Raw genomic sequence first — 11,570 nt, 5'->3', positions numbered from 1 at the left:
ATAGATAAACCTCTATGCCCTGAATATTTTTATACTCTTATTACAATAGAGCATCAATTTTTTCTGCCAAGCTTGATTTTGGAACTGCTCCAACTTGCTTATCAACAACTTCTCCTCCTTTAAAGAAAAGAACAGTAGGAATATTACGGATTCCAAATTTAGCTGAAGTTGCAGGGCTGCTGTCAACATCCAATTTGGTTACTACGATTTTTCCATCGTAATCAGTTGCCAATTCGTCTACAATTGGACCAACCATTCTACATGGACCACACCATTCTGCCCAAAAGTCCACCAATACTGGCTTATCTGATTTCAAAACAACTTCTTCAAAATTAGAATCGTTTACTTCAATTGTCATGGTAATCTATTTTTTAGCGTTTATGTATTTTATTTAAAACTAGTGCAATTTAATTAATTTTGAATTTAATTTCCGAATTATTTTCAAAATATTCTATTAATTCATTGGTTAACTCAACTCGGTAACTCCTCGAAAACATTTTCAATGCTTTCTTTCCCTTATCAAAAATCTCAAAGTTAAGTTTCATACTTCCTTTGTTCTCATCAATGCAGTTCACAATCTCCGTAACCAATTCATCTGTCAATGCAGTTATGGGAATTTCCAAAGTAAACTCCTTTGCTTTCTTTTCAAGAACTTCGGAAAGCATCATTATATTTTTCACCTTAAATTCTAGCTCTGTAGAATCTTTTGGCCAAGATCGTGTTTGAACCCTACCACTAATGTAAATAGAGAGACCTTCAACAAAATAATTACCAAACTCAATAAAATCTTTACCAAAGAATGCCAATTCATATGAATCTGAAAAATCTTCGATTCCAACAATGGCAAAAGGATTTCCATTTTTGGTAGTTCCTCTTCTAATTGCAGTAATCATACCCGCAACATTAACATCTTTATTGGCAAAGCTTTCAAACTCTGATGATAATTCAGATAAGCTGGCATTACAGAAATTATTTATGGTTGTCTTATAATCATCTAATGGATGTGCCGACAAGTAAATCCCAATTAACTCTTTCTCTTTATTTAAGCGTTCAAGTTTTCCCCACTCTGCACATTCCGGTGCTTTCGGAGGAGTAACCACATAATCCTCTACTCCGCCAAACAAAGTTTGTTGATTATTTAACTTTTCAGCCTGCAGTTTATTTCCGTACTTCACCAAGTGCTCCATAAAAGTAACATCGGTTTCATCTATCTGAAAATATTGACTTCGCTTCAATCCGAAACTATCAAATCCTCCCGACATGGCAAGATTTTCAAGCGTTCGTTTATTTACTGATCGTAAGTTTACACGCTCTACAAAATCAAAAATATCCTTAAATGGCCCATTTTTACGTTCTTCAATGATATCAGCAACAGCTTGTTCTCCTACTCCTTTCACTCCAGCCATTCCAAAACGAATCTCACCATGTTTATTTACCGTAAAAGTTGAGTAAGATTCATTTACATCTGGTCCAAGTACTGGCAAGCCCATGCGCTTACACTCATCCATAAAAATAGTCACTTTCGTGATATCGGATAAGTTACGAGACAGAACCGCTGCCATAAACTCGGCTGGATAATGAGCTTTAAGAAAACCCGTTTGATAAGCAATATATGCATAACAAACCGAGTGAGATTTGTTAAAAGCATACTTGGCAAAGGCCTCCCAATCGGACCAAATTTTTTCAATTAGCTTGTCGGCTTTATTATTATCTCCACCAACACCATCCATAAATTTTGGATTATCGTGACATCCATTGATGAATTCAACCTTCAGTTTATCCATCATGGCAATAATCTTCTTTCCCATAGCCTTACGTAAGGAATCGGACATACCACGTGTAAATTGCCCCAGCGCTCTCGACTGGAGCATCACCTGTTCCTGGTAAACTGTAATCCCATAGGTATCTTTCAGGTAATCCTCCATGATTGGATGATCATACTCAATCTCTTCTTCTCCATTTTTTCTTCGGATAAAAGAAGGGATGTATTCCATTGGTCCCGGACGATACAAGGCATTCATGGCAACCAAATCCTCAAAACGGTTTGGTTTCAATGCTCGTAAATGCTTCTTCATCCCAGGGGATTCAAACTGGAATATGGCAGTTGTTTCTCCACGACTGAATAGCTGAAAAGTCTTTTCATTTTCAAGGTCAACATTGTTGATATCAACATCAATTCCTTTGGAAAGTTTTACATTGGAAAGTACCTCCTTAATAATGGATAAGGTTTTCAACCCCAAAAAGTCCATTTTAAGCAAGCCGATATCCTCAACAAAACGACCATCATATTGGGTAGTTAACAGTTCCTCTCCTTTTGTTGGCATTACTGGAAGGTGCTCGTCAAGCGGATTTTTTCCAATTAAAACCCCACAGGCATGCACTCCAGTTTGTCTTACTGAACCTTCCAATGCTTCCGCAAACTTAATGGTTCTTGCAATCAATGGATTTGGCGAATCTTTTTCTTCAAGAAGAGCAGGTTCTTCCTCGTAAGCTTTCTTAAAATTCATTTTTGGTGCTTCAGGAACCAATTTGGCAAGTCGATTGGCTTCCGCCAAATCCAATCGAAGTACACGCGCCACATCTTTAATGGAACTCTTGGTAGCCATGGTACCAAAAGTACAAATGTGCGCTACTTTATCATGTCCATATTTATCGGTTACATAGTCTAATACTTCCTGACGTCCGTCATCATCAAAGTCGATATCTACATCGGGCATTGAAATACGATCAGGATTTAGGAAACGCTCAAACAGCAAATCATATTTAATTGGATCCACATCGGTGATGGAAATACAATAGGCTACTGCAGAACCTGCAGCAGAACCACGCCCTGGACCTACAATCACACCATTGTCTTTTGCCCAGTTGATAAAATCCTGTGTAATCAAGAAATATCCCGGAAAACCCATGGTTTTAATGGTGTTCAATTCAAACTCCAATCGCTCAACAACACTATCTTCCAACTCTTCGCCATACCTCACTTTCGCACCTTCGAATGCAAGATGTTTCAGGTAATCAGCCTCAAGTTTTATCTGCAGTACTTTATCGTAGCCACCTAGTTTCTCGTATCGCTCTTCTTCAAACTCCTCAATTAAAGCAGCCTCATTGTATTTTTCCTTATATTCCTCAAAAGTTCCAAACTCCTCTGGAATATTAAAAGGAGGCATAATAGGATTAGCATCAAGCTCATAAGCTTCTACTTTTTCTGCTATTTCCAAGGTATTGGCAAGTGCTTCTGGTACATCGGCAAAGAGCTCATTCATCTCTTCGGTAGTTTTGAACCACTCCTGTTTGGTGTAACGCATACGAGTCGGATCATCGTAATCACGTCCTGTACTCAAACAAACCAACACGTCATGAGCTGCTGCATCTTCTGCATTTATAAAATGAGAATCATTTGTTGCAATAACTTTAACACCCAATTCAGCTGCCAACTCTCGAATTACTTTATTTACCCTTACCTGATTTTCCCAAACATCTCCTTTCAATCGAGGATCGTCATTTGGATGACGCTGAATTTCCAGGTAATAATCTTCTCCAAATACATCTTTGTACCAAAGTATTGTTTCTTTTGCCTTTTCGATACTACCTGCCATAATATGCTGTGACACTTCACCACCAAGACAAGCACTACTTACAATCAATCCTTCGCTATATTGTTCCAGTAAGTCTTTATCGATACGCGGTTTGTAGTACATACCGTCGGTATGTGCAATAGAGGTTAATTTGAGAAGACTCTGATATCCTTTATAATTTTTAGCCAGTAAAATAAGATGATTCCCAGATGCATCGGTTTTATTTTCTTTCACCAAATGACCACGTCTGGCCACATAGGCTTCCACTCCAATAATTGGCTTAATCCCTGCTTTACCACAAGCCACATGAAATTCTTTAATTCCAAACATGCTGCCATGATCGGTTAAAGCAACAGCAGGCATTCCATCTTCCTTTGCTTTGTTTGCAATTGCGGCTGTTTTTGCAGCACCGTCGAGTATTGAATATTGCGAATGAACATGCAGATGAACAAAGGGTTGCTGTGTTGTGATATTCTTCGCAGCTTCTTTCCTTTTTCTATCTTCCTTATCAATGGAGATTTCGTCGAAAGCAGTATTTACCTTGAAGGATTCATACTTGATTCCAACCAACTCAATGGTATCAGGGTTATTGATTTTAAAAGCCTGAATCTGCTGAGCAGACATTCTATGAATTTCCTGTCCTAATCCATCAACTCTTATCAATTCCAGAAAACAACGGGAAGTAGCCTCAACATCGGCTGCCGCGTTGTGGGCTTCAGCAAATGGAACGCCAAACAGTTTTGTGTGCAATTCGGTAAGCGTAGGATTTTTAAGTTGTCCTCGTCTTTTTAAATCACAAAACTCCTTGCTACCCGTCATGGTATCGATCCTTGGTGCTTTTACAAGCTCCTGCTCTTCCATTTCGCATCGCAGCAACTCGCAACCAACAATGTTAATATCAAAAGAAACATTGTGCCCAATGATAAATGTAGAATTTCTTACATCCTCCATGAAATCAAGCAAAGCCTCGGTAAGCGGAATTCCTTTTTCTTGAGCGATTTCTGTAGAGATACCGTGAACTGCAACTACATCTTCAGGAATCGTATAGCCATCAGGAGTAATTACATGATTTTTGGCAAAAAGAAAATTCCCTTCAATATCATGACATTGCCATGCCAACTGTACCATTCTTGGCCAGTTGTCAAAATCATCTAAAGGTGCTTTCCACTTTTTTGGTAAGCCAGTTGTTTCGGTATCAAATATTAAAAACATCTCAGTATCAAAATTATAGTATTTTCACCTTTATAAAGTAGGCGGAATGCGAAGATAAGGAATAAATTTGTGTGAATTGGAAGATTCTGCTGTTCTTTGATATCCTTACCAAACGGATGGGTTAGTACTTTATTTTAGCAAGCTTTCAGCTGACAGCTATTAACTTCAGACTACAAGCTGATAGGGCAAAGGAAGCCATAAATGTATGGTTTATTTGATTACACAGTTGAATTTAGCTAGCGTGAGGGATTGAAGAGGAAAGCCCGGAGTGAGGTACGAACGAGGACTTGAAACAAAAAGCCCGACCCGAAGGGGCACGCCCAAATGTTTACTAATTGGGCATATGAATCTCAGTTTGTGAAAAGCTATAAATTATTCTTAAACAAGCCGTTTCGAAAACAAAATAAAATTGTATCTTTGTCGCGCTTATAAACCGTGGTATGTATACCACAACTATAATGTAGGCAAATTATTAATCTTATTATTAAAGAGTTATGCCAGTAAAAATTAGACTAGCAAGACACGGTCGTAAAAGACGTGCATTCTACCACATCGTGGTAGCAGATAGCAGAGCGCCACGTGATGGTAGATACATTGAGCGTATTGGATCTTATAATCCAAACACCAATCCTGCTACAATTGACCTAAATTTTGACAAAGCCTTAACATGGCTTGGTAATGGTGCTCAGCCTACCGACACTGCAAGAGCAATTTTATCTTACGAAGGTGTAATGATGAAGAAGCACTTGTTAGATGGTGTTAAGAAAGGTGCTTTTGATGAAGCAACTGCTGAAGAAAAATTCCAGGCTTGGAAACAAGAGAAAGAAGCTAAAATCAACGCTAAGAAAGATGGTCTTTCGAAAGCTGCTGCTGATGAAGCTCAAGCTCGTTTAGAAGCAGAAGCTAAAATTAGCGCTGACAGAGCAGAAGCTATCGCTAAGAAAGCTGCTGAAGCTGAAGCTGCTGCTAAAGCTGAAGAAGCAGGCGAAGAAGCTGCAAACGAAGAAGGAGCTGAAGAAACTGAAGCTTAATTTGAATTGCATGCTTAGAAAAGAAGATTGTTATTTAGCTGGAACCTTTACTAAAACTCATGGAGTTAAAGGTGAATTGGTTGCCAAAACAAACGGTGATCTTCTTGAAAGAAATAAATTGGAATCAATCCTCATCGATATCGATGGAGGATTGGTTCCTTTTTTCATTCCTAAAAATGGGATGAACTCGAGAAATCATTCGAGTGTAAGAATTTTATTGGAAGATATGGCCACGGAAGAAAAAGCCAAAAGATTTATTGGTTGTGATATCTATGTTCCAATGAAAGATGTACCGGACTATATTGAAGAGCAAGACGAACTGGATCCTAATGTTTTAATTGGATTCACCTACGAGGATGAAGAAAAAGGTGAATTGGGTGAGATTGTAGACATTCAGGATTTTGCAGGCAATATTGTTATGGTAGTAGAAATTAATGGCGAGGAAGTGATGATTCCTTTTGCCGACGAAAACTTCATCGACCTTGATGAAGAAAACAAAACCATTGTAATGGAAACACCTGATGGTTTGCTTGATTTATACCTTGATTAGTTAAGTGCCTTGAGCAATTAGAGTTAATTATTCAATTCCTTTTTTATCTGATAATTAGTAACTATTTACTGATCTCTGTTTACTGCTACCCCACTACTTCTTTTTCAAATTCGCGAATTCTGATTTTTAAGGTTTCGGGTACTGGAATACTTTCGCCTAACTTTTGACTGTAGCCAACCATAACCTGTGAAGTTTTGGTTTTGATTTCGCCAGTAACAGAATCGACAATATTTTGGTACAAACCAACACTTTTATTGCCAAGTTTATGAATTCGGGTATGCACTTCAATTTTATCCTGCAAAGTAATTGACGACAAGTAATCAATTTCGAGATGTGCCACAATAAGAGCTGAGTCATTCCAATCAATCACCTGACCATATACTTGTTGAAAATAATCCATCCTGGCCAAATCCAAATAACTCAACTGCACGCCATTATTGGCATGCCCCATTAAATCGATATCTCCAAAACGAACTTGTATTTTCTTGATGTGCCTGAATTCCATTTGTATTAAATTTTGGACGAATTTAAGAAATATTGAATTAATATCTACAAAATGAGTAGAAACGTAGCAATGCTACGTCCATACAAAAATTATACATGATGCAACTTTTGGCTGAGTTGTTCGTCCTTTAAAAAGTACGAAACGATTTATAATCTAAAACCATAACATATGAAATCAAAACGTATTACTTCCCTTATTGCAATTTTTGCTTTGATATTAAGCAGTACAATTGCTTTTGCTCAAAAAACAGAGGATCGAAAAGTAAGCTCTTTCGAATCAATTAGCCTTTCAATTGCTGCCAAAGTTTATGTGAGTCAAAACGAAAAAACATCTGTAAAAGTTAAAGCTTATTCCGATGATTTGGATGAAATCATCACTGAAGTAGACGGATCAACTTTAAAGATCAAGCGCAAAAAGAACAGAGGGTGGAATTGGAACAGTCGCTCATTCAAAAAAGTTGAAGTTTACATTTCAACTCCTAATGTTGAAGATCTCAGAATTTCAGGATCAGGAAACATTATTGCAAAAACTCCTATAGAATCTGGTAGCGTTGATTATGCAATTAGCGGAAGCGGTAACATTATTATCGACAAATTGAAAGCTGAAAATGTGGAGTGTCACATTTCTGGTTCAGGTGATATCCGCTTAAAAGGAGAATGTAAGGAAGAATTGGAGATTCACATTAGTGGATCGGGTGATATTGAAGCTGGGAATTTCGAAGCAAAAGTTGCAGACATACATATTTCAGGATCTGGAGATTGTAAAGTTTATGCTTCGGAAAGTATAACTGCTCGAGTTGCTGGTAGCGGTGATATTTATTACCGAGGAAATCCTAAAGATGTTAACTGTAAATCTGTAGGATCAGGATCTATTAAATCGATTGGTGATTAAATAATACAATGTTACCGGAAGGAATATCCACCTATTCCGGTAACATATTTTCTTTTTTCGTAGCGATACTCCTAACAAGAATTTCTAGATTACCACACCACTAAGAAATCATGCTACTAAAGTAATCAAACCTTACATTTCAAGATTGAAAATTTCTTTCCTTGAAAAGGAGATTTCTTCTCTGATAGACAAAATTGCCAGTTTTAGTATCGAACTTTCATTTCCGTATAGAAAACTTGCTTTTTTGAGTAAGGATGATTCTATAAAAACAAGGAAACGTGCTTCTTTGTAAAGGAACATTCCCTCTTTCCAAAGGAAGGTTGCATCTTAAATAAGGATAATCGCAATAAAAATAGGGAAGATTCCCTCTCAAACAGGCAATGTTCCCTTATCAACAAGAACCAGCCCTATTTTAACAAGGACGTTTCCCTAAAAAAATAGCATACATCCCTCTCTGAATAGGAAAATTATGCGTTAACTATCCAATTACTTTCGAAGGATCTGAATCTCTCCTCCTACTCCTATCTTTATGATACTTGAAGCACTCGCTTTTTCAAAATCATCTTGTTTATACTCCACCACATAATCAACCAGCCCTTTCAATTCTTCATTGATTTCAGAAAAATTCGCAGGTGATGGATCTCCACTGATATTAGCCGAAGTCGAAACGATTGGCTTTTTAAATCTTTGAATCAAATTCTGAGTAAACTCCTCATTCGAGATACGAATACCAATGGTTCCATCCGAATTGATCAAGTTAGGCGCCAGGTTCTTTGCTCCCGGATAAATCAATGTCATTGGTTTGTCGTTGGCCTCAATCAAATCCCAGGCAATCTCAGGAACCTCATCAACATATGAATTCAGTCTGTTAGGATTTTCCATCAACACCAACATTGCCTTGCAATCCTCACGTTGTTTAATTTCATAAACCCTTTTTACTGCATCGGCATTTGTAGCATCGCAGCCAATTCCCCAAATGGTATCGGTAGGATAAAGAATCACGCCTCCCGATTTTAAAACCTCTAGTGCTTTGTTAATGTCGTTGTTCATATTATTTGTATGTGGTAAAGGCGTAGCAATGCTACGCCTTTACATATCATCAATAAATTTACTATACTGCTACATTGTATTCACGCAGTGCATCATTCAAAGAAGTTTTCAAGTCGGTTGATGGTTTACGCTTACCAATGATAAGTGCACAAGGGACTTGATATTCTCCTGCTGGGAATTTTTTGGTTCTGGTTCCTGGAATAACTACCGAACGTGCTGGAACAAAACCTGTATATTCTACCGGCTCTTCTCCGGTTACATCAATAATTTTAGTCGATTTTGTAAGCACTACATTTGCTCCAAGCACAACTTCTTTTTCAAGATGAACTCCTTCTACCACGATACAACGAGAACCAATAAAACAGTTGTCTTCCACAATTACCGGAGAAGCCTGAATTGGTTCCAATACACCGCCAATACCAACACCTCCACTCAAATGAACATGTTTTCCAATTTGAGCACATGATCCAACAGTTGCCCAAGTATCAACCATAGTTCCTTCATCAACGTATGCACCAATGTTTACATATGATGGCATCATTACTACATCTTTTGCAAGGAAGGCTCCGTAACGAGAAACTGCATGAGGTACAACACGAACTCCCAAATCGGCATAGTTGGTTTTCAATGCCATTTTATCGTGGAATTCGAATGGGCCCACTTCTATGGTTTCCATTTTACGAATTGGGAAATAAAGAATCACTGCCTTTTTCACCCACTCGTTTACCTGCCAACCACCTTCAATTGGTTCTGCAGTACGTAATTTTCCTTTGTCAAGAAGTTCAATTACTTCTTCTATATTTTTCTGCACTTCGGGTGAACTCAATAAAGATCTATCCTCCCAGGCAGACTCAATGCTTTGTTTAAGATTTTCGTACATATTCTTATTTGCTTGTAAAATTTTGGTTAATGCTCACAAAACTAGTCAAAAAGTAGAAAAGTCAAAATGTAGAAATGTCGAATAGTCAAAAAGTTGCAGACTTATTTTTCATCAGACAGATAATAGAAATGAAATGGTTGTATTAAAAATGAATCCGTATTACTTTTGGGCAAACAAATTATCAGAACATGCAAAATTCAATCTTCCTATCGAGCTTAAATATTCACGAATCGTGGAACTCCTTTCTTACTGATGAAATTATTGATTTGATTAAGAGTATCGAATCATCCATTCTAATAGAAAGTGCTACACCTAAAAAAGAATTGGTTTTAAGATTTTTGGAGATGGATTTACATGCTATTCCTGTGGTGATTTTAGGACAAGATCCTTATCCGCAGGAAGGCGTGGCAACGGGGCGATCTTTTGAGGTGAATGGATTGAATTCATGGTTCGATAAATTTAGAAATGTATCCTTAAAAAATATTCTTAGAAGCATTTACAAAGCTTATACTACCGAAGAGTTGAAGTATTCTGAGATCTTAAAAAAATTAAATGAGGGAGATCGATTACCAATGGAAGGTGATTTTAAGGTGCTACCTCCAAACCAATTGTTCCGTTATTGGTGGGAAAAAGAAAATGTACTTCTATTAAATACAGCGTTTACCTGTGAAATTGGTAATCCAAATTCTCATACCAAAATCTGGTCAAAATTTACTCAAAAATTGTTGAGCCATATTGCCGATCAGAATAAAGACGCCATTTGGTTTCTTTGGGGCAACAATGCTCAAAAAATTGTTATTGACATTCAAATTGAAAATAAAATAGAAACCTCGCACCCAATGATGTGTTATCAAAGAGATAATGACATTTTGTTTGGTAAAACAAATCCGTTTACCGAAACCAAAAATAAGGTAGATTGGTTAGGTCTAAACAAATAGGGTTGCGCTTAAATTCGGTTAAAGTGTGTTAAAAAATGTAACAATCGGTTTTTAAGATAAATGAGTGAGCTATATTTATCATTCATTATTTAATCGAAGAATCTTGAAAACTACAATTAATACCATTTTTCTACTGCTTTTAACTATTGGCAATTCATTTTCGCAGGAACATAAAGACCAAACTTTTGTTGTTTCGGGTAAGGTAATCAACTCTGAAACCAAGGAAGGAATTTCATATGCTCATGTAAATTTGGATGACACCTACTGGGGCGTTATCTGTGATAGCTTGGGATTCTTTAGAATACGAGTGAATCCTGATCAGAAATTGAAAGTTACTGCCATGGGATATAAAGCACAATTGGTAGATGTTCAAACTCCTGGTGTGGAGAATGAAATATTCCAGGAAATTATTATGGATATAGAAAGCTACATGTTACAAGAAGTGCAGGTGCACTCTTTTGGTAGCTGGAATGACTTTAAAGAGCAATTCGTAAAAGCAAAAGCACCTGCCGATCCTGATGCTTCTTTAGCCATAAACTTTGGAGATTTCACCATGGACGAATACACTGGAAGAGCCATGAGACGACAAGGTGCTGGTGTTAGTTTGGGTTTTGGCAAAAGGAAAAAGAAATTTAAAGGCATGAAAATCCCTACCAAGTTAGAGGAAATTCAAGCTACTCTTTTTGCCGAGAAATTCAATCGAAATTTAGTGGCTGAAATCACAAAAGAAAATGGCAATCGTCTGGATATTCTGATGAAATACATCAACTCCAGAACCAGCTTTTCTTATCAAAGTAGCGACATGTACATTGTAAGAAGAGTAAAAGAATTGCATAAGAAATTTCTTCAGGAAGATACCGATTTTCAGAACAACCTAAGCTTTACAGATACACTTGGCAGGATCGAAAATCATCTAAGACCTTAAGCATCCCAACCCA

Annotated in this window: 10 protein-coding genes; 5 read left to right on the top strand and 5 right to left on the bottom strand. The window is 37.3% G+C overall.

Going from position 1 to position 11,570, the window contains the following annotated elements; all coding sequences use genetic code 11:
• Window positions 1–40: 40 nt before the first annotated feature.
• Together trxA and dnaE are read right to left on the bottom strand one after the other, a co-directional pair.
• On the bottom strand, window positions 41–358 hold the full coding sequence (gene trxA, locus BXY64_RS02165) for a thioredoxin (RefSeq protein WP_054716587.1): 318 nt from the start codon (window positions 356–358) through the stop codon (window positions 41–43).
• Window positions 359–407: 49 nt separating this feature from the next.
• On the bottom strand, window positions 408–4,787 hold the full coding sequence (gene dnaE / locus BXY64_RS02160; protein WP_120238334.1) for a DNA polymerase III subunit alpha: 4,380 nt from the start codon (window positions 4,785–4,787) through the stop codon (window positions 408–410).
• 494 nt (window positions 4,788–5,281) lie between these two features.
• Between dnaE and BXY64_RS02155 the strand changes: the two genes are divergently transcribed.
• Both BXY64_RS02155 and rimM read left to right on the top strand, forming a co-directional pair.
• A complete protein-coding gene (locus BXY64_RS02155; RefSeq protein ID WP_120238333.1) occupies window positions 5,282–5,818 on the top strand; it encodes a 30S ribosomal protein S16 in 537 nt (178 codons plus the stop codon).
• Window positions 5,819–5,828: 10 nt separating this feature from the next.
• On the top strand, window positions 5,829–6,368 hold the full coding sequence (rimM, locus tag BXY64_RS02150) for a ribosome maturation factor RimM (protein ID WP_120238332.1): 540 nt from the start codon (window positions 5,829–5,831) through the stop codon (window positions 6,366–6,368).
• 85 nt (window positions 6,369–6,453) lie between these two features.
• Here rimM and BXY64_RS02145 read toward each other — a convergent pair whose 3' ends face one another.
• Window positions 6,454–6,873, bottom strand: coding sequence for an acyl-CoA thioesterase (locus BXY64_RS02145; RefSeq protein ID WP_120238331.1), 420 nt, complete (start codon window positions 6,871–6,873; stop codon window positions 6,454–6,456).
• A gap of 168 nt (window positions 6,874–7,041) precedes the next feature.
• Here BXY64_RS02145 and BXY64_RS02140 point away from each other — a divergent pair, with 168 nt between their 5' ends.
• The gene (locus BXY64_RS02140) at window positions 7,042–7,764 is read left to right on the top strand and encodes a head GIN domain-containing protein (protein ID WP_120238330.1); all 723 of its coding nucleotides are present in this window, start codon (window positions 7,042–7,044) and stop codon (window positions 7,762–7,764) included.
• 486 nt (window positions 7,765–8,250) lie between these two features.
• Here BXY64_RS02140 and BXY64_RS02135 read toward each other — a convergent pair whose 3' ends face one another.
• Window positions 8,251–8,814 carry an L-threonylcarbamoyladenylate synthase gene (locus BXY64_RS02135; RefSeq protein ID WP_120238329.1) on the bottom strand — a complete coding sequence of 188 codons (564 nt, stop codon included), beginning with the start codon at window positions 8,812–8,814 and terminating at the stop codon, window positions 8,251–8,253.
• Window positions 8,815–8,875: 61 nt separating this feature from the next.
• Window positions 8,876–9,694 (bottom strand): 2,3,4,5-tetrahydropyridine-2,6-dicarboxylate N-succinyltransferase, encoded by an 819-nt coding sequence (locus BXY64_RS02130; protein WP_120238328.1) that lies wholly within the window; start codon window positions 9,692–9,694, stop codon window positions 8,876–8,878.
• Between the two features lie 188 nt (window positions 9,695–9,882).
• Between BXY64_RS02130 and BXY64_RS02125 the strand changes: the two genes are divergently transcribed.
• Both BXY64_RS02125 and BXY64_RS02120 read left to right on the top strand, forming a co-directional pair.
• Complete coding sequence (locus BXY64_RS02125; RefSeq protein ID WP_120238327.1) at window positions 9,883–10,632, top strand: uracil-DNA glycosylase; 750 nt, start codon at window positions 9,883–9,885, stop codon at window positions 10,630–10,632.
• Between the two features lie 103 nt (window positions 10,633–10,735).
• Window positions 10,736–11,557 (top strand): carboxypeptidase-like regulatory domain-containing protein, encoded by an 822-nt coding sequence (locus BXY64_RS02120; RefSeq protein ID WP_170150555.1) that lies wholly within the window; start codon window positions 10,736–10,738, stop codon window positions 11,555–11,557.
• The last annotated feature ends 13 nt before the right edge of the window (window positions 11,558–11,570 follow it).

The organism is Marinifilum flexuosum, from assembly GCF_003610555.1.
Lineage (GTDB): Bacteria > Bacteroidota > Bacteroidia > Bacteroidales > Marinifilaceae > Marinifilum > Marinifilum flexuosum.
This window is presented reverse-complemented; position numbering and strand designations above follow the sequence as displayed.